This is a genomic window from Pseudomonas fluorescens (genome assembly GCF_000802965.1).
GTDB lineage: Bacteria > Pseudomonadota > Gammaproteobacteria > Pseudomonadales > Pseudomonadaceae > Aquipseudomonas > Aquipseudomonas fluorescens_A.
This window is the reverse complement of sequence record NZ_JSAK01000047.1, coordinates 1-17,592: the sequence shown is the minus strand read 5'-3', so window position 1 is coordinate 17,592 and position 17,592 is coordinate 1. Positions and strand designations below refer to the sequence as shown.

Genomic DNA, 17,592 nt, shown 5'->3' with positions numbered 1-17,592 from the left:
GCAACATAGAATCTCCCACAGCGATTACATTGAACCTGTGGGAGCGGGCTTGCCCGCGAAGAGGCCGATTGCGGCGATAAAAATGTATTTACTTCACCGTCGCCCGCACCACCGACAACTCCGGTGCCGATGTCCGCCGCTGACTCAAATACCGCGTACAACTCACCCGCAAGAACGAGGCGAAGTTCACCACCTCGCCTCGGTAGTCCATCACCTCTTCATACAACTTGGCGATCAACTGATTGGTGGTCATGCCATCGACCTCGGCGATTTCGCTGAGGATGTCCCAGAACTGATTTTCCAGGCGCAGGGTGGTGACGACCCCGCAGATGCGCAGCGAGCGGGAGCGCGATTCGTAGAGAATCGGATCGGCTTTGACGTACAGCTCGCACATGGACAGGTCCCCCGTTACAGCGTGATTTTGGTGCCCAGCAACCCGAGGAACCCGGCGAGCCAGCTCGGGTGGGCGGGCCAGGCCGGCGCGGTGGCCAGATTGCCCTGAACGTGGCCTTCCGTCACCGGGATATCGATAAACGTACCGCCCGCCAGGCGCACCTCTGGCGCACAGGCCGGGTAAGCGCTGCACTCGCGCCCTTCGAGAATCCCCGCCGCTGCCAGCAATTGCGCACCGTGGCACACGGCGGCGATCGGCTTGCCGGCCTTGTCGAAATCCCGCACGAGCTCCAGGACTTTTTCGTTCAGGCGCAGGTACTCCGGCGCACGACCGCCAGGCACCAGCAACGCGTCGTAATCGGCGGCATTGACCTTGGCAAAATCGAAGTTCAAGGCAAACAAGTGACCGGGTTTTTCGCTGTAGGTCTGGTCGCCTTCGAAGTCATGAATCGCCGTACGCACGGTCTGGCCAGCGGTTTTGTCCGGGCAGACGGCGTGCACCGTATGGCCAACCATCAACAGCGCCTGGAACGGCACCATCACTTCATAGTCTTCGACGTAATCGCCAACCAGCATCAGAATTTTTTTAGCTGCCATGGGGAGGACTCCTCTGGGAAACGTGGGCATGCAGGAGTATTCAAGGTAGTCCTTATCCGCAGGGGTGGGTAATAACCGACTACTACGGACACTGCGCTTTTGTGGCGAGGGAGCTTGCTCTCGCTGGGCTGTGAAGCGGCCCCTTGCGTCTTATCGGAAGAAAGAGTTCGCAGGTTTGACGGCTGCTGCGCAGCCGAGCGGGAGCAAGCTCCCTCGCCACAGGGACTTTGCTCCCAACTGTACGGATAACTCTGCGCCTAGCTGTAACAGCGCGGAATGCGCCATTTATGGCTAGATGAAGGCACTTCCCATCACCCAAGATTCTGGTTGCCATCATGTCCTCCCGCGAAAACACCGGCATGGCCCTGGGCCTGCTCGGCGTCATCATTTTCAGCCTCACCCTGCCTTTCACACGAATCGTCGTGCAGGAACTTCATCCGCTGCTCAATGGCCTGGGCCGAGCGCTGTTCGCGGCCGTTCCGGCGGCGTTGCTGTTGCTGTGGCGGCGGGAGAAATGGCCGACCTGGAAACAAATCAAAGGCCTGAGCCTGGTGATCGCCGGGGTGATTCTCGGCTTCCCGGTGTTGTCAGCCTGGGCCATGCAAACCTTGCCGGCGTCCCACGGTGCACTGGTCAACGGTTTGCAACCGCTGTGCGTGGCGTTGTACGCCGCCTGGTTGTCCCATGAACGTCCGTCGAAAGCCTTCTGGGCCTGCGCCGCGCTGGGCAGTGCGCTGGTGCTCGGGTATGCGCTGATCAGTGGTGCCGGCAGCATTCAGGCGGGTGATTTGTTGATGCTCGGGGCGATTGCCGTGGGCGGCTTGGGATACGCCGAAGGTGGTCGGTTGGCCAAGGAGATGGGCGGCTGGCAGGTGATCTGCTGGGCGCTGGTGTTGTCGACGCCACTTTTGATCGGCCCGGTGGTGTATCTGGCGCTGCAACATCAGGGCGAAATCTCGGCCAAGACCTGGTGGGCCTTCGGTTACGTCTCGCTGTTTTCGCAGTTCATTGGTTTCTTTGCCTGGTACGCCGGGTTGGCCATGGGCGGGATTGCCCGGGTCAGTCAGATCCAGTTGCTGCAGATTTTCTTCACCATCGCTTTTTCGGCGCTGTTCTTTGGTGAACATGTAGAGCCGATTACGTGGGTGTTTGCGGGCGGTGTGATTGTGACGGTGATGCTCGGGCGCAAGACGGCAGTCAAACCAGCCCGCGTCGCCACCGCCTAAACCCTGTAGGAGCCGGCTTGCTGGCGATGGCGTCGTGTCAGTCAACACTCATGTCGCTGACACACCATCGCCAGCAAGCCGGCTCCTACAAGGGGTTAGAGGTAGCCGTCGACCCGCAGCAGGGTTTCCAGGCAATGCTCGCTGATGTGGTAGAAATCCTTCAGTTCCTGGATCTTCGCCAACAGCTGGGCCGGATCAACCGGCTCGGCGCGTTTGACTGCCAGGATCATCTTGTTCTTGTTGGTGTGGTCCAGCGAGATGAACTCGAACACCTTGGTCTCGTAGCCGCAAGCTTCAAGGAACAGCGCACGCAAACTGTCGGTGACCATTTCAGCCTGCTGGCCCAGGTGCAAGCCGTATTGCAGCATCGGCTTGAGCAGCACCGGGCTCTGGATTTGCAGGCGAATCTGTTTGTGGCAGCACGGCGAGCACATGATGATCGACGCCCCGGAGCGGATGCCCGTGTGAATCGCGTAGTCAGTGGCGATGTCGCAGGCGTGCAGCGCGATCATCACGTCCAGCTCACTCGGCGCCACGCTGCGCACGTCACCGCACTTGAACACCAGCCCCGGATGCTCAAGCTTGGCTGCCGCGGCGTTGCACAGGGTGACCATGTCTTCACGCAGCTCGACGCCAGTCACTTCGCCTTCGGCGTTCAGGGTGTTGCGCAGGTAATCGTGGATGGCGAAGGTCAGGTAACCCTTGCCCGAGCCGAAGTCCGCTACGCGCACCGGTTTGTCCAGCGCCAGCGGCGACGAGGTCAGCGCATGGCTGAACACTTCGATGAACTTGTTGATCTGTTTCCACTTGCGCGACATCGCCGGGATCAGCTCGTGCTTGCTGTTGGTCACGCCGAGATCGGCGAGGAACGGTCGGTTCAGGTCGAGAAAGCGGTTTTTCTCGCGGTTATGCTCGGCGGACGGTACTTCGCGCAATTGCTGAGGCTTGCTCTTGAACAGCGAAGACTTGCCCTTTTTGCTGTATTCGAGCTGGGCTTCGTCTGTCAGCGCCAGCAAATGCGCATTTTTGAACGAGGCCGGCAACAGCTCGGCAATGCTCGCCACGCCTTCGACCAGCGGCAGGTTCTTGGTGATGTCGCGGGTTTTGTAGCGGTAGACGAAAGACAAGCAAGGCTGCGTCTTGACCGTCACCGGTTTGATGATAATCCGCTGCAGATCGGTTTCGTCGCCAACGTACTTGGCCAGCACCAGTTTGATGAAGGCGTTCTGCTCGAGGCTGCTTTGCAGCAGGTCGATGAACTGGGCGTGATGATCCGGCGCGAGGCTGGCGGGAGTGGCGGTGACAGACATGAAAAAAACGGCCTCAGGCGGGGCGGATCGAGAATGGCGGGTATTTTAGGGGGGATGGCGTCAAGGAACACGCGGTTATTTGCTGAACGGCAAGAATTCTGTGGCGAGGAAGCTTGTCGGAACGCCGCACCGTCCCGCTCGACTGCGAAGCGGTCGCAAGGAAAACAATCAGGATTTTCTGAATAGTTGTGTTTGCCGGTTTTTGGGGCTGCTTCGCAGCCCAGCGGGAGCAAGCTTCCTCGCCACAATAGGGATTGTCAGTTCAGATCAGCCGAGCACCACCAATCGATTCGGCAACTCATTACGCACATGGGTCACCGGCACATGCACCTTGAGCAACTCGCCGCAGGCTTCGACGCAACTGACAAACCCTTGCAGCGTCTGCCCCTGCCGCACCTGCTGGGTGAAGGCGGCGACAATCGCGTCCCAGTTCTTATTGTCGAGGCGGCTGGAAATGCCCTCATCCACCAGAATTTCCACATAACGCTCGGCTTCCGAGACGAATATCAACATGCCGGTGCTGCCCACGGTGTGGTGCAGGTTTTGCTCCAGGAACTGCCGGCGTGCCAGGTTGGAAGCGCGCCAGTGGCGCACCGAACGCGGGATCAGGTGGGTGGTGATTTTCGGCACCCGGAACAGCAGGCACAACACGATGAAAGTGATCCATTGCACCAGCAACAGGCTGTGCAGGGTCAACCAGCCCGTCAGGTAATGCACGATACCCGGCACCACCAGTGCCAGCAGGCTGGCCCAGAGCAGCGGGATGTACGCATAGTCGTCGGCGCGGGCGGCGAGCACGGTCACCAGTTCGGCGTCGGTGTCGCGCTCGACCCGGGCAATCGCTTCGGCGACTTTGCGTTGTTCGTGTTCAGTCAGTAATGCCATGTTTTAAAAACGCCCATTCATTATTGTTTTCTCACCAGCCGCCCGACGATCCACCGCCCCCGAAACTGCCTCCGCCACCGCTGAAGCCCCCGCCACCGCCGCCACCAAAACCTCCACCGCCGAAACCACCGCCAGAGCTGCCTCGACCACCACCCCCGCCGCTGGGCAGGATGCCGAGCATCTGGCAGATGAAAATCGTCAGGATGAACAGCATCACCAGAAACACGAACAACCCCGGATGCCGCGAAACGAAATCGCTTTCCTGATTGCCACCGGAGTCAAACACCGTGGACGGTTCATCCAAGGGATTTCCGCCCAGCACCACCAGCATCGCCGCGACACCGTCGCTGATGCCCTTGCTGTAGTTGCCAGCCTTGAACGCCGGGGTGATCACCTGATTGATGATCACCGAACTCTGCGCATCGGTCAGGCGATCTTCCAGGCCATAGCCGACTTCGATGCGCAATTTGCGCTCATCGCGCGCGACGATCAACAGGGCGCCGTTGTTCTTGTCCTTCTGCCCGATACCCCAGTAGCGCCCCAGTTGATAGCCGAAGTCGGCAATGTCGGTGCCCTGCAGGTCCGCGAGCGTGACCACCACCAGTTGCTCGCCGGTGGTTTTTTCATGGGCCTGGAGCTGCTGCGTGAGTTGCTCGCGCACTGCGGGCTCGATCATCTGGGCGTTATCCACCACCCGCCCGGTCAGCTCCGGAAATTTCAATTCAGCCTGGGCCGCCAGGGCAAACACCCAGAGCCACAGCATCAGGCCTGTTTTCAACGCTCGCATTGGCTACCTCTATTACACATCTACCCCCCTGTAGGAGCTGCCGCAGGCTGCGATCTTTTGATCTTTAACTGTTCCGAAAAGATCAAGATCAAAAGATCGCAGCCTGCGGCAGCTCCTACAGGGATGTTTATCCGACATCAAAGGACGTTGGATTCAGAATTTCACCTCGGGCGGCTTTTCCGACCCCGGTGTGGCTTCGAAGGTCTCGCGCACCGGCAGGTTGCTGTACATCACGCTGTGCCACAGGCGTCCGGGAAACGTGCGGATCTCGGTGTTGTACTTCTGCACCGCGAGGATGAAATCGCGCCGGGCCACGCTGATCCGGTTTTCTGTGCCCTCGAGTTGCGATTGCAGGGCGAGGAAGTTCTGGTTGGCCTTCAGGTCCGGATAGCGTTCGGACACCACCATCAAGCGACTCAAGGCACCGCTGAGCTGATCCTGGGCCTGCTGGTACTGCTTGAGCTTTTCAGGGTTATCCAGAGTGGAGGCGTCGACCTGTATCGAGGTGGCCTTGGCCCGGGCCTCGATCACGGCGGTCAGGGTTTCTTTTTCATGGGCCGCATAGCCCTTGACCGTTTCCACCAGGTTGGGAATCAGGTCGGCACGGCGCTGATACTGGTTCTGCACCTGACCCCAGGCCGCCTTGGCCTGCTCATCGAGGGTCGGGATGTTGTTGATGCCGCAAGCGGTCAGCAACGTCGCCAGCACGAGCAATGTGGCGACTTGCAGGCTCGACCGATAGGTCTGTCTTACATTCATCAGAGTGATGCTCCCTTCACATTTCATGGAAAAAACAACCGGCGACCCTCTCGGCCGGCTCTTCGGGCATAATCGGCGCGGCACTGGATTGCGTCGGGGCAAATGGGCTAAAAGATGCCCTGCGCAAAAAACCGCATCCGGCATTTTTTGAACCGGTACCCGAACAACAATAGTCGCTCCCTAAATTTTGGCTGGCCGGCGTGTACATCGCCGTTTGGGCCCTTGAGAAAACTATTCATGAAGAAGCTGTGTTTGCTGGGCCTGCTCGTCAGCCTGGCCAGTCATAACGTATTGGCCGCCACGACGCCCGCACCTCTGGAGAACAAGGACGCCTTCGTCAGCAACCTGATGAAGCAAATGACCCTCGATGAAAAAATCGGCCAGTTGCGCCTGATCAGCATCGGCCCGGAAATGCCCCGGGAGCTGATCCGCAAGGAAATCGCCGCAGGCAACATCGGTGGTACGTTCAACTCGATCACCCGCCCGGAAAACCGTCCGATGCAGGACGCGGCCATGCGCAGCCGCTTGAAGATCCCGATGTTCTTCGCCTACGACGTGATCCACGGTCACCGCACCATTTTTCCGATCCCGCTGGCCCTGGCGTCGAGCTGGGACATGGACGCCATCGGCCTGTCGGGGCGCATCGCCGCCAAGGAAGCCGCAGCTGACAGCCTCGACATCACCTTCGCACCGATGGTCGACATCTCCCGCGACCCGCGTTGGGGCCGTACTTCCGAAGGCTTCGGCGAAGACACCTACCTGGTGTCGCGCATTGCCGGCGTGATGGTCAAGGCATTCCAGGGTGCTGGCGCCAACGCGGCTGACAGCATCATGGCCAGCGTCAAACACTTCGCCTTGTACGGCGCAGTCGAGGGCGGCCGCGACTACAACGTGGTCGACATGAGCCCGGTCAAGATGTACCAGGACTACCTGCCGCCGTACCGCGCCGCGATTGACGCCGGCGCTGGCGGCGTAATGGTTGCGCTGAATTCGATCAACGGCGTGCCGGCCACTGCCAACACCTGGCTGATGAATGACCTGTTGCGCAAGGATTGGGGCTTCAAGGGCCTGGCCGTCAGCGACCACGGGGCGATTTTCGAGCTGATCAAGCACGGCGTCGCCCGCGATGGCCGTGAAGCGGCGAAGCTGGCGATCAAGGCCGGCATCCACATGAGCATGAACGACACCCTTTACGGCAAAGAGCTGCCGGGGCTGTTGAAGGCTGGCGAGATCCAGCAGAGCGACATCGACAACGCCGTGCGTGCGGTGCTCGACGCCAAGTACGACATGGGCCTGTTCAAGGACCCGTACCTGCGCATCGGCAAGGCCGAGGATGATCCGGCCGACACCTACGCCGACAGCCGCCTGCACCGCGCCGAGGCCCGCGACGTCGCGCGTCGCAGCCTGGTGCTGCTGAAGAACCAGAACGAAACCCTGCCGCTGAAGAAAACCGCGAAAATCGCCTTGGTCGGTCCGTTGGCCAAGGCGCCTATCGACATGATGGGCAGTTGGGCCGCCGCCGGCCGCCCTGCTCAATCGGTCACCCTGTTCGACGGCATGACCACCGCCCTCGGTGCGCAATCGACGCTGATCTACGCCCGTGGCGCGAACATCACCAGCGACAAGAAAATCCTCGATTACCTGAACTTCCTCAACTTCGATGCGCCGGAAGTGGTCGATGACCCGCGCCCGGCGAACGTGTTGATCGACGAAGCGGTAAAAGCCGCCAAGGACGCTGACGTTGTGGTCGCCGCTGTCGGTGAATCCCGTGGCATGTCCCACGAATCGTCGAGCCGCACCGAGCTGAACATCCCGGAAAACCAGCGTGAGCTGATCCGCGCCTTGAAAGCCACCGGCAAACCGCTGGTGCTGGTGTTGATGAACGGCCGTCCGCTGTCGATTCTCGAAGAGAAGGAACAGGCCGACGCGATCCTGGAAACCTGGTTCAGCGGCACCGAGGGCGGCAATGCCATCGCCGACGTGCTGTTCGGCGACTACAACCCGTCGGGCAAACTGCCGATCACCTTCCCGCGCTCGGTCGGCCAGATTCCGACCTACTACAACCACCTGAGCATCGGCCGGCCGTTCACCCCGGGCAAACCGGGCAACTACACCTCGCAATATTTCGATGACACCACCGGCCCGCTGTTCCCGTTTGGTTTCGGCCTGAGCTACACCGATTTCAACCTGAGCGACATGGCCCTGTCGTCGACCACGCTGAACAAGACCGGCAAGCTCGACGCCAGCGTCACGGTGAAAAACACCGGCAAGCGTGACGGCGAAACCGTGGTGCAGTTGTACATCCAGGACGTGACCGGCTCGATGATCCGTCCGCTCAAGGAACTGAAGAACTTCCAGAAAGTGATGCTCAAGGCCGGCGAACAGAAAGTCGTGCACTTCACCATCACCGAGGACGACCTGAAGTTCTACAACACCCAGCTCAAGTACGCGGCGGAACCGGGCAAGTTCAATGTGCAGATCGGCCTGGACTCACAGGACGTGACGCAGCAGAGTTTTGAGTTGCTGTAACCCGAAACACCACGACCCTCTGTAGGAGCTGGCTTGCCAGCGATGGCGGTTTAATATCCAACGAAGATGTTGAATGTTATGGCCCCATCGCTGGCAAGCCAGCTCCTACAAGGGCATCGCATAACATCCAGCGACGATGTTGGATCGTTATGGCCCCATCGCTGGCAAGCCAGCTCCTACAAGGGCATCGCGTAACATCCAGCGACGATGTTGGACGTTATGGCCTCATCGCTGGCAAGCCAGCTCCTACAAGGGCATCGCGTAACATCCAGCGACGATGTTGGATCGTTATGGCCCCATCGCTGGCAAGCCAGCTCCTACAAGGGCATCGCGTAACATCCAGCGACGATGTTGGATGTTATGGCCTCATCGCTGGCAAGCCAGCTCCCACAGTGGTTTGTGGGTGTTCAGGAGTTCGGGATCAACCCCGCCGATCCAGCAGATTCACCACCAGCCGATCCACCCATCCCCATACCCGCTGCTTGACCCGTCGCCACAGCGGTCGGCGTTGCCATGCCTCGAGGCTGACTTCCTGGCTGAGCGTGAAGTCCTTCTCGAAACTCGCTACCACGTCCCGGGTCAGTCCGGGGTCCAGCGCTTCGAGGTTGGCTTCGAGGTTGAAGCGCAAATTCCAGTGATCGAAATTGCACGAGCCGATGCTCACCCAGTCATCGATCAGCACCATTTTCAGATGCAGGAAACACGGCTGGTATTCGAATATCTTCACCCCGGACTTGAGCAGTCGCGGGTAATAGCGATGCCCGGCGTAGCGCACTGAAGGGTGATCGGTGCGCGGCCCGGTCAGCAACAGGCGCACGTCGACGCCACGGGCAGCGGCACGGCGCAGTGAGCGGCGGACTTTCCAGGTCGGCAGGAAATACGGGGTCGCCAGCCAAATTCGCTGGTGTCCGCTGTTCAAGGCACGAATCAGCGATTGCAGAATGTCGCGGTGCTGGCGGGCGTCGGCATAGGCAACGCGGCCCATGCCCTCGCCGGTTGAAGGTACGCGGGGCAGACGCGGCAAGCCGAAATGCGAAGCGGGTTTCCAGGCACGCCGGTGGCGGTTGGCGATCCATTGGCGGTCGAACAGCAGTTGCCAGTCGAGCACCAACGGGCCAGTGATTTCCACCATCACTTCGTGCCACTCGCTGACGTCTTCACCCGGCGTCCAGAATTCATCGGTGACACCGGTCCCGCCGACCACTGCCATGCTCTGGTCCACCAGCAACAACTTGCGGTGATCGCGGTAGAAATTACCCACCCAGCGCCGCCAGTTCAGGCGATTGTAGAAACGCAGCTCCACCCCCGCCGCCGTCAATCGCTGTCGCAGGGCCAGAGTGAGCGCGAGGCTGCCGTAATCATCGAACAGGCAGCGCACCCGAACGCCGCGCTCGGCAGCCTGGACCAACGCCTGAACCATGGCCTCGGCGCAGGCACCCGCCTCCACCAGATACAGCTCCAGTTCGACCTGTTCTTCGGCGCGGGCAATCGCCACCAGCATGCGCGGGAAAAACTGCGGGCCGTCGATCAGCAGTTCGAAGCTGTTGCCTTCACGCCAGGGAAAAATCGCGCCAGCCATGTCAGCGCGCCGTGAAAATCAGCACCGCACTCACCGGCACCGACAGACTGATGGCCGACAGACCGGCGACCTTGCGCAGCGTTTCCAGGCCGGGCGCCAGCTCGAAGTCTTCGGCATTGATCACCACGGGTTCCAGAGTCACCACTTGGAAACGCCGGTCATCCAGGCGAGTGGCCAGCAGTTCGGCGTTATAGGTGTGTTGCTTGCCATGCAGATCGACGGTCAGCGGCAGGCGTAACTCCAGTTGCGCACCGGGGGCGAGGTCGTTGATCGGGCGCAGATCGATCTGCGTGGTCACCAGCGCTTCGGCAAAGGTCTGGACCTCGAACAGCTCCTTGCGCATGCGTTCGTCGCGCAATGGAATGCCGCTGTTGATCGATTCCAGCTCGACTTCCACTTCGGCCTTGCCACTGGGATCGACTTTGCCGTGCAGCACCAAAAAACGCTGCACTTCGGAAATATTGGCGTTTTTGGTGCTGACGAACGACAGCCGCGAGGACTCGCCGTCCAGATACCAATCCGCATTGGCCGACAACGACGCGCCGGCCAACAGCAGGAGGGAGAGGGTTTTGATGATGGACCGCTGGAACATAGAGACTCGTTGGGGCAGATAAACCTGTGCTGAACCTTAACTGCCCTCGGCGTTATTGCAAACTCAAGATCAAAAGATCGCAGCCTGCGGCAGCTCCTACAGGGTTTTGCGCAGCGATCAGATTTCCGCGATGTGAATGCGATCCTGTAGGAGCTGCCGCAGGCTGCGATCTTTTGAGGTCACGCCATCGCCTGCTGCACATCACCAATGGTCGCGGCCAGGCTGTTGAGGTGCAGGCTCAGCACCCGTTCCACCGGCGCCTGATCCATCGGCCAGTGCAGCGCCATGCTGCCAATCAGTCGGCCGTCGGTGCGGATCGGCAAGGCCACCGCGCGAATCAGAAAGGGTAAACGCACCGGATATTCCCAGTAGCCTTCGGTGCGCTGGCCGAAACCTTGGTGCAACGCCTGTTCCGTGGTGTTGAACAGCGATTCGTCGTTCAACCGCTCACGATTGGCCAAACGTTCGACTTCATGACTTTCCAGCTCACCGAGGCACGCCCGGCCCATGGCCGAATGAAACAGGCTGGCATGCTGGCCGACGATCTGGCAATTGTTCGGATAACGCTTGCGCAGCACCGTGGGGATGGCACTTTCCATGACCTCGATCCGCTCGCCATCAAAGCACGACAGGTCGACCACCAACCCGGTGCGTTCACTCAGCTCCAGCAACAGCGGCGCGGCGTTTTCCACCAGGCGCCTTTTAAAACGCTGCTGGCTGTCGCCAAACAAGCGCTTGGCGCACAAGCGGTAACGCCGGTCGCTCAAGCCGCGATAGATCCAGCCCTGCTCCTGCAAGGTCAGCAACATGCGCGACACCGTGGCCTTGGGCAGGCTGGTCAGGTAGTGCAATTGCTCCAGGCCCAACGCCTGATGCTCGCCCAGCAACTCGACGATCGCCAGGGCGCGCTCCACCGAACGTACGCTGCCGGTTTCTGCCTTGCTGTCCATGTATTCGATCTCTCTGTGCCCGAAATGGATGACCGTCAAAGTACAGCAAAATGCGCGCCCGTCCGGCGCGCTCAGGCATTTTGCAGACAGCCGGGCGGCCGGCGTTTGACCCACTGGGTCAATTGTTCATGGGCATACGCCAGTTGCAATACTGCGAAGTCAGCCTGGGCCGGGCCAATGATTTGCAGGCCCATAGGCAATCCCGCCGGGTTGAAACCCACCGGCACGTTCATGCTCGGCAGACCGGCCAGGGTCGGCCCGATGACCACTTCCATCCAGCGGTGATAAGTGTCCATGCTTTGCCCGGCGACGACGCGCGGCCACGGGGTTTGTGCATCAAAAGGGAACACTTGGGCGGTGGGCAACAGCAGGAAATCGTAACGTTCGAACAACTCGCTCAAGGCGCGGTACCACTCGCTGCGGCTGAGCGAGGCCTGATAGACATCCGCCGCCGTCAAACGCAATCCGCCCTCGATTTCCCATTGGGCTTCGGGTTTGAGTCGCTCGCGTTTTTTCGGATCGGCATACAACGCGCCAAGGCTGCCTTGCACCAGCCAATGGCGGTGCGTCAGCCAGCTCTGCCACAGACGCTCCATGGAGAAATCCGGCTGGCAGGCTTCGACCTTGCACCCCAGCGCCGCGAAGTCCTGCAACGCCGATTCGCACAGGCTCATCACACCCGGGTCCATCGGCAGGTAACCGTTGTAGTCGCCCAACCAACCCACGCGAACCTCGCTGAAATCCTGCGCCAGCGACTGATGGAAAATTGCCGGGTCTTGAGTCAGCGACAACGGCACGCGCGGGTCGTAACCGGTCTGCGTGCCGAGCAGCCGTGCGACATCGGTAACCGTGCGGCCCATCGGCCCTTCAGTAGCCAGTTGCTGGACAAACACCTCCGGCTGCGGACCGTGAGGCACGCGGCCCTGGGACGGGCGAAACCCGAAGACGTTGTTGAAGGCCGCCGGGTTGCGCAGCGAGCCCATCATGTCGCTGCCATCGGCTACCGGCAGCATGCGCAACGCCAGCGCCACCGCCGCCCCGCCGCTGCTGCCGCCAGCGGCCAACGTCGGATCGTAGGCATTGGTGGTGGTGCCGAACACACTGTTGTAAGTCTGCGAACCGAGGCCGAACTCCGGCACGTTGCTCTTGCCGATAATGATCGCGCCGCAATCGCGAACCCGCGCCACGCTGATCGCGTCGTGCTGCGGTACTTGCTCGGCGAACAGCGGCGAGCCCATGGTCGTGCGCAAACCCGCGGTCGCGGCCAAGTCTTTCACCGCTTGCGGCATGCCGTGCATCCAGCCACGGGACTGGCCCTGGTCCAGTTGTCGGTCGCAGGCGTCGGCTTCAGCCAGCAATTCTTCGGCAGGCCGCAGCGACACCAGCGCATTGACCTGCGGGTTGAAGCGTTCGATCTGCGCCAGATACGCCTGCATCACTTCGCGGCAAGACACCTGCCGCCCGTGGATGGCCCGGGACAGCGCATCGGCGTCCATTTCAACAATCGGATTCATGCTCAAGATTTCACCCCAAGGTTAAGTGCAACGGATCGCTTTGCCCGTGGTGCTTCCTGCATGCAGTAAGTGCCCAACAGCGTCAGCAGGCAAGCGAACAATACATAGAACGATGGCGCTACCGGCGTGGCCAACACTTTGCTCAACCAAGTCACGATCAGCGGCGCAAAACCGCCGAAGACCATCACCGCGACGTTGTACGCCACCGACACGCCGGTAGAACGCACTTCAATCGGAAACTGCTCGGCCAGCGCGGTCGGTGCCGGGCCGAAAAAGCCGCCAATCGCGCTGCACAGCAACAGTTGCATCACCAGCAAGCGCTCGATGGAAGGCGCCGCCGCGACCCACACGTACAACGGATACACCATCAGGAAAAACGCCAGGGTGAAGGCCATCAATACCGGGCGTCGGCCGAGGCGATCCGAGAGTGCCCCGGACAATGGAATGATCACAGTCATCAGCGCCACGGCCAGCATTTGCACCAGCAGCACTTGGTCCAGCGGCAGGCCGAGATTCTTGTGGGCGAACGTCGGCATGTTCACCAGCACCACGTAGAACGACACGGTCGCACCACACGCAAGGCCCATCGACACCAGAATGGCGCGGCGATGTTCGCGGATCACTTGCATCAGGCTCGGGCTCTCGCCTTTGGCCTGTTTACGCGCTTCGAGAAACTCTTCCGGCTCTTCCATATGCTTGCGAATCCACAGACCTACCGGGCCAATCAGCAAGCCGATCATGAACGGAATCCGCCAGCCCCAGCTGTCCAGCGCCTCAGGCGTCAGCAGGTGAGTGAACAGCGCCACCATCCCCGCCCCGGCAAACACCGCCAGGCACTGCCCGACCAATTGCCACGAGCCGTACAAACCCTTGCGATGCGCGGGCGCACTCTCCACCAGGAACGCCGTGGCGCTGGCGTATTCGCCGCCCGTGGCGAAGCCCTGGAGCATGCGTGCAACCACGATCAGCAACGGTGCGCCCATGCCGATCGCGGCGTAGTTCGGCGCGAAGGCGATCAATGCGATAGACACGGTCATCAGGCGGATGATCATCTGCATCGCTGCCTTGCGGCCTTTGCGGTCCGAGTACATGCCCAACAGAATGCCGCCCACCGGGCGCATGAAGAAGCCAACGCCGAAGGTCGCCAGCGCCATCAGCAGCGATGCGTATTCGTCTTCAGACGGGAAAAATTGCCGGGCGATGATGCTCGCCAGAAAGCCGTAAACGATGAAGTCATACCATTCCAGCGCATTGCCGATAACGGCGGCGACCACTTGCCGGGTACGCGAAACGCCAGTGCTCGAAGTCTGCATGGGGAACTCTCCAAAAACCTATTGGGTGATGACGGGCACGACAGCGCGTGCCCGGTCCAGCGGCAGTAGAAAGTGAGGAGGTCAGGCCGGCTTGAGCCAGCTCTCGGTCAGCGCGCCCCAGTACGCCGCGCCGGTCAGGAGAATGTCGTCGTTGAAGTCGTACGCGGGGTTGTGCACCATCGGCCGCGACACGCCGTTGCCGATGAAAAGGTAAGCACCGGGGCAGCGTTGCAGCATCCAGGCGAAGTCTTCGCTGCCCATGAGTTTGGGGGTGTTGCCGTCTACCGCGTCGGCGCCCACCAATTCGACACCGACCTGACGGGCGAACTCGGTTTCGGCGGCATGGTTGACCAGCACCGGGTAGGCGGGGCGATGTTCGATACGTGAGCTGCAACCGAAACTTTGGGCTTGCGATTCGATGATTGCGCGCACGCGGTCGAGGGTTTGTTCACGCACTTGGGCGTTCAATGCACGCAGGCTCAGGCGCAGGATTGCCTGTTGTGGAATCACGTTGGCTGCCTCCCCGGCCTGCAATGCGCCGACCGTCACTACCGCCGCCTGCTGCGCATCGATGTTGCGCGCGACCACGGTCTGCAACGCCATCACCACGCTCGCCGCCGCCACCAGCGGGTCGACCGCCAGATGCGGCATCGAACCGTGGCCGCCGACGCCTTCAATGGTGACGGTGAGCAAATCCTGCGAAGCCATCATCGGCCCTTCACGAAAACCCAAATGCCCGGCAGGCAGGCCCGGCATGTTGTGCATGCCGAACAATGCATCGCAGGGAAAACGTTCGAGCAAGCCATCGGCAAGCATCGCTTCGGCACCGCCCTGGCCTTCTTCGGCCGGTTGGAAAATCAGGGTCAGGGTGCCGTCGAACTGCCGGGTTGCCGCCAGGTACCGCGCCGCGCCCAACAACATTGTGGTGTGGCCGTCGTGCCCACAGGCGTGCATGCAGCCCTGATGCTGGCTGCTATAGGCGGCGCCGGTATTTTCGATGATCGGTAGCGCGTCCATGTCCGCGCGTATCCCGAGTTTGCGCGGGCTGCTGCCATTGCGCAGGACGCCGACCACACCGGTCTTGCCGATGCCGGTGTGCACTTCGTAACCCCACGCTTCGAGCGATTTGGCCACCAGCGCCGAGGTGCGGTTTTCCTCGAAGCCGAGTTCCGGGTGGGCGTGGATGTCCTGTCGGGTGGCGTGCAAGTCGCTGGCCACGTCGTTGAGCCAGGCGAGAATGTGCTGATGTCGGGTCATGACGATTGTCCTCGGGCCGGGTGAATTCCCGTTCTTTTTGTTCGTTTTGATTTCGCGACACATCAAAGGCAGGTCGCGCTCACCGCCAGATAACCGCGAGTCGCGCGCGAGGACAATCGAATGTGGTTCCACGGTGTGGAACCTGATGGCCGTCGATCTCACTGGCGGCCCCTTGTGGCGAGGGAGCTTGCTCCCGCTGCGCTGCGAAGCAGCGCCAAAACCGGCAACCGCGGCGTGTCTGATTCACCGCGTCGCTGACTTTGCGACTGCTGCGCAGCCGAGCGGGAGCAAGCTCCCTCGCCACAAAGGCGTCGATGCGATCAGGGCGATAGGCGGCAGCCTTGGTGTTCGCCGATCCAGGCGGCGCTGTTGCTGCGGCCCATGCCGCTGACGGTGATGCGCTTGCTGGCGGCATCATCGGTAAACTCGCTGGTGGGCAACCATTGCTTCACGTAGCCACGGCAGTACTCGACGTCGTTGTTCATCACGTAACGGCACGAGCAATATTCCTTGGCGGTGTAGGCGCTGATGATGTCGGGGAACGCCCACAGCGCCACCCGCTCGTGCCAGATCCAGCCGAGCAAGGTGAGCAGCAGGAGCAACAACAATGAACTGATCGGTCGACGCCTGATGAAACCGCTCATGGCTGCAACTTCCCGGCAAAAGCCTTCAGCGCGAGTTTGAGCAATTCGTTATGGCGGTAGCTGCCGTCGCGGTCATCGCCGTAGCGCACGATCACCAGGTTTTCGCTGGGGATCACATACATCGCCTGGCCCCAATGACCCAGCGCGGCGAAGGTGTCGGTGGGCGCATCGGGCCAGGGTTGCGCAGCGCTATCTACAGCACGATTGAGCCACCAGTGACCGCCGGGCACCGCCTCATCCTGATGGGCGCGGTAGTGAGCGAAGGGCTCGCGATTGAAGGCGATCCAGTCTTTGGGCAGCAGTTGTTTGTCGCCCCAGCGACCGTCCCGAGCCATCAACAGACCGATGCGCGCCAGATCCCGAGCGGTGAGATAGGCATAAGACGAAGCGACGAAAGTCCCCGCGGCATCGGTTTCCCAGATCGCCCGGCGAATGCCCAGCGGCTCGAACAGCGCGGTCCACGGATAGTCCGCGTAACGATGCGGGCCAACGATGGTTTTCAGTGCAGCGGACAACAGATTGCTGTCGCCGCTGGAATAGCGAAACGCTTTGCCCGGTGCCGCGTAGGTGTCGTGATCGGCAGTGAACGCCGCCATGTCCGAGTGACCACGGGTGTAGAGCATGGCCACCACCGACGACTTCAACGGCGCGTATTCGTAGTCTTCCTGCCAGTCGAGACCGGAGGCCCAGTGCAGCAGGTCGGCCATGGTCATGTCCGGATGTTTGTTCAGTGCCGGGTAAAATTTGGCCACTGGATCCTGAAGCTTGAACCGGCCTTCGCCATAGGCCACACCGAGAACCGTGGCCATCAGGCTTTTGCTGATGGACCACGTGAGGTGCGGGGTTTCAGCGGTGGTCGGCCCGGCGTAGCGTTCGTAGATCAATTGACCGTCGCGGATCACCAACAAGGCATCGGTGCGGATGCCTTGACGGGTGGTGTCGTTGCGGGGTGGAAATGCGTAGCCCTCAAGCGCCTGAAGCGCCGGGCCTGTAATGGTCGGGCCGGTCGGCCACTGTTGCCCAGGCCAGTTCTCGGCATGCGCCGAGACACTGATCAGCAGCAAAAAAAACAGCGACAAGCCTTTGGCCATGGTGGGTGCTCTTGGGGATAAACCTGCTGAGCCTAGCCGAGGTTGATGACAGTTCCGGGATCTGTGCTGTCAATGAGGCCCTCATCGCTGGCAAGCCAGCTCACACAGGATCTGCGTCGTACACAATATTTCACTCACCTGAAGTCCCTGTGGGAGATTCTATGTT

At 60.9% G+C, this 17,592-nt stretch carries 16 protein-coding genes; 2 read left to right on the top strand and 14 right to left on the bottom strand.

The genetic code is table 11. The features are described from left to right. Nucleotides 1-88: 88 nt before the first annotated feature. Both NL64_RS28955 and NL64_RS28950 read right to left on the bottom strand, forming a co-directional pair. Nucleotides 89-394 (bottom strand): ribbon-helix-helix domain-containing protein, encoded by a 306-nt coding sequence (locus NL64_RS28955; RefSeq protein ID WP_034151485.1) that lies wholly within the window; start codon nt 392-394, stop codon nt 89-91. Between the two features lie 14 nt (nt 395-408). Then, nucleotides 409-990 (bottom strand): DJ-1/PfpI family protein, encoded by a 582-nt coding sequence (locus tag NL64_RS28950; protein WP_034151484.1) that lies wholly within the window; start codon nt 988-990, stop codon nt 409-411. A 335-nt stretch (nt 991-1,325) separates the two neighbouring features. Between NL64_RS28950 and NL64_RS28945 the strand changes: the two genes are divergently transcribed. Continuing rightward, nucleotides 1,326-2,216 carry a DMT family transporter gene (locus NL64_RS28945; RefSeq protein ID WP_034151483.1) on the top strand — a complete coding sequence of 297 codons (891 nt, stop codon included), beginning with the start codon at nt 1,326-1,328 and terminating at the stop codon, nt 2,214-2,216. A gap of 95 nt (nt 2,217-2,311) precedes the next feature. On the opposite strand, the gene NL64_RS28940 is transcribed toward NL64_RS28945, so the two are convergent. The 4 genes from NL64_RS28940 to NL64_RS28925 all read right to left on the bottom strand — a co-directional run bounded on the left by NL64_RS28940 (nt 2,312) and on the right by NL64_RS28925 (nt 5,957). Further along, nucleotides 2,312-3,526 (bottom strand): class I SAM-dependent methyltransferase, encoded by a 1,215-nt coding sequence (locus NL64_RS28940; RefSeq protein ID WP_034151482.1) that lies wholly within the window; start codon nt 3,524-3,526, stop codon nt 2,312-2,314. Nucleotides 3,527-3,793: 267 nt separating this feature from the next. Beyond that, nucleotides 3,794-4,411, bottom strand: a complete 618-nt coding sequence (locus tag NL64_RS28935) for a TPM domain-containing protein (RefSeq protein WP_034151481.1) — start codon at nt 4,409-4,411, stop codon at nt 3,794-3,796. A 31-nt stretch (nt 4,412-4,442) separates the two neighbouring features. After that, nucleotides 4,443-5,198, bottom strand: coding sequence for a TPM domain-containing protein (locus tag NL64_RS28930; protein ID WP_034151480.1), 756 nt, complete (start codon nt 5,196-5,198; stop codon nt 4,443-4,445). A 153-nt stretch (nt 5,199-5,351) separates the two neighbouring features. Then, nucleotides 5,352-5,957 carry a LemA family protein gene (locus tag NL64_RS28925; protein WP_034151479.1) on the bottom strand — a complete coding sequence of 202 codons (606 nt, stop codon included), beginning with the start codon at nt 5,955-5,957 and terminating at the stop codon, nt 5,352-5,354. A 237-nt stretch (nt 5,958-6,194) separates the two neighbouring features. Between NL64_RS28925 and bglX the strand changes: the two genes are divergently transcribed. After that, complete coding sequence (gene bglX / locus NL64_RS28920) at nt 6,195-8,486, top strand: beta-glucosidase BglX (RefSeq protein ID WP_034151478.1); 2,292 nt, start codon at nt 6,195-6,197, stop codon at nt 8,484-8,486. Nucleotides 8,487-8,907: 421 nt separating this feature from the next. Here the strand turns inward: bglX and NL64_RS28915 are convergent, their stop codons facing one another. From NL64_RS28915 to NL64_RS28880, 8 genes are all read right to left on the bottom strand, one after another. Continuing rightward, a complete protein-coding gene (locus NL64_RS28915; protein ID WP_034151477.1) occupies nt 8,908-10,065 on the bottom strand; it encodes a phospholipase D-like domain-containing protein in 1,158 nt (385 codons plus the stop codon). A 1-nt stretch (nt 10,066) separates the two neighbouring features. Next, nucleotides 10,067-10,657 (bottom strand): YceI family protein, encoded by a 591-nt coding sequence (locus NL64_RS28910; protein WP_034151476.1) that lies wholly within the window; start codon nt 10,655-10,657, stop codon nt 10,067-10,069. Nucleotides 10,658-10,836: 179 nt separating this feature from the next. Next, nucleotides 10,837-11,607: an IclR family transcriptional regulator gene (locus NL64_RS28905; RefSeq protein WP_034151475.1), complete on the bottom strand. Its 771-nt coding sequence runs from the start codon at nt 11,605-11,607 to the stop codon at nt 10,837-10,839. A 71-nt stretch (nt 11,608-11,678) separates the two neighbouring features. Further along, a complete protein-coding gene (locus NL64_RS28900; protein WP_034151474.1) occupies nt 11,679-13,121 on the bottom strand; it encodes an amidase in 1,443 nt (480 codons plus the stop codon). A gap of 2 nt (nt 13,122-13,123) precedes the next feature. Beyond that, nucleotides 13,124-14,434, bottom strand: a complete 1,311-nt coding sequence (locus tag NL64_RS28895) for a citrate-proton symporter (RefSeq protein WP_034151473.1) — start codon at nt 14,432-14,434, stop codon at nt 13,124-13,126. Between the two features lie 81 nt (nt 14,435-14,515). Continuing rightward, nucleotides 14,516-15,691: a M20 aminoacylase family protein gene (locus tag NL64_RS28890; RefSeq protein WP_034151472.1), complete on the bottom strand. Its 1,176-nt coding sequence runs from the start codon at nt 15,689-15,691 to the stop codon at nt 14,516-14,518. A 320-nt stretch (nt 15,692-16,011) separates the two neighbouring features. After that, complete coding sequence (locus NL64_RS28885; RefSeq protein ID WP_034151471.1) at nt 16,012-16,335, bottom strand: hypothetical protein; 324 nt, start codon at nt 16,333-16,335, stop codon at nt 16,012-16,014. Then, nucleotides 16,332-17,426, bottom strand: coding sequence for a serine hydrolase domain-containing protein (locus NL64_RS28880; protein ID WP_034151470.1), 1,095 nt, complete (start codon nt 17,424-17,426; stop codon nt 16,332-16,334). The genes NL64_RS28885 and NL64_RS28880 overlap by 4 nt, the downstream gene beginning before the upstream one ends. Nucleotides 17,427-17,592 lie beyond the last annotated feature (166 nt).

What these genes read in the sequence shown, in the direction of transcription:
- NL64_RS28955 (WP_034151485.1), bottom strand. Translation starts at nt 394, where the DNA reads ATGTGCGAGCTGTACGTCAAAGCCGATCCGATTCTCTACGAATCGCGC.
- NL64_RS28950 (WP_034151484.1), bottom strand. Translation starts at nt 990, where the DNA reads ATGGCAGCTAAAAAAATTCTGATGCTGGTTGGCGATTACGTCGAAGAC.
- NL64_RS28945 (WP_034151483.1), top strand. Translation starts at nt 1,326, where the DNA reads ATGTCCTCCCGCGAAAACACCGGCATGGCCCTGGGCCTGCTCGGCGTC.
- NL64_RS28940 (WP_034151482.1), bottom strand. Translation starts at nt 3,526, where the DNA reads ATGTCTGTCACCGCCACTCCCGCCAGCCTCGCGCCGGATCATCACGCC.
- NL64_RS28935 (WP_034151481.1), bottom strand. Translation starts at nt 4,411, where the DNA reads ATGGCATTACTGACTGAACACGAACAACGCAAAGTCGCCGAAGCGATT.
- NL64_RS28930 (WP_034151480.1), bottom strand. Translation starts at nt 5,198, where the DNA reads ATGCGAGCGTTGAAAACAGGCCTGATGCTGTGGCTCTGGGTGTTTGCC.
- NL64_RS28925 (WP_034151479.1), bottom strand. Translation starts at nt 5,957, where the DNA reads ATGAATGTAAGACAGACCTATCGGTCGAGCCTGCAAGTCGCCACATTG.
- bglX (WP_034151478.1), top strand. Translation starts at nt 6,195, where the DNA reads ATGAAGAAGCTGTGTTTGCTGGGCCTGCTCGTCAGCCTGGCCAGTCAT.
- NL64_RS28915 (WP_034151477.1), bottom strand. Translation starts at nt 10,065, where the DNA reads ATGGCTGGCGCGATTTTTCCCTGGCGTGAAGGCAACAGCTTCGAACTG.
- NL64_RS28910 (WP_034151476.1), bottom strand. Translation starts at nt 10,657, where the DNA reads ATGTTCCAGCGGTCCATCATCAAAACCCTCTCCCTCCTGCTGTTGGCC.
- NL64_RS28905 (WP_034151475.1), bottom strand. Translation starts at nt 11,607, where the DNA reads ATGGACAGCAAGGCAGAAACCGGCAGCGTACGTTCGGTGGAGCGCGCC.
- NL64_RS28900 (WP_034151474.1), bottom strand. Translation starts at nt 13,121, where the DNA reads ATGAATCCGATTGTTGAAATGGACGCCGATGCGCTGTCCCGGGCCATC.
- NL64_RS28895 (WP_034151473.1), bottom strand. Translation starts at nt 14,434, where the DNA reads ATGCAGACTTCGAGCACTGGCGTTTCGCGTACCCGGCAAGTGGTCGCC.
- NL64_RS28890 (WP_034151472.1), bottom strand. Translation starts at nt 15,691, where the DNA reads ATGACCCGACATCAGCACATTCTCGCCTGGCTCAACGACGTGGCCAGC.
- NL64_RS28885 (WP_034151471.1), bottom strand. Translation starts at nt 16,335, where the DNA reads ATGAGCGGTTTCATCAGGCGTCGACCGATCAGTTCATTGTTGTTGCTC.
- NL64_RS28880 (WP_034151470.1), bottom strand. Translation starts at nt 17,426, where the DNA reads ATGGCCAAAGGCTTGTCGCTGTTTTTTTTGCTGCTGATCAGTGTCTCG.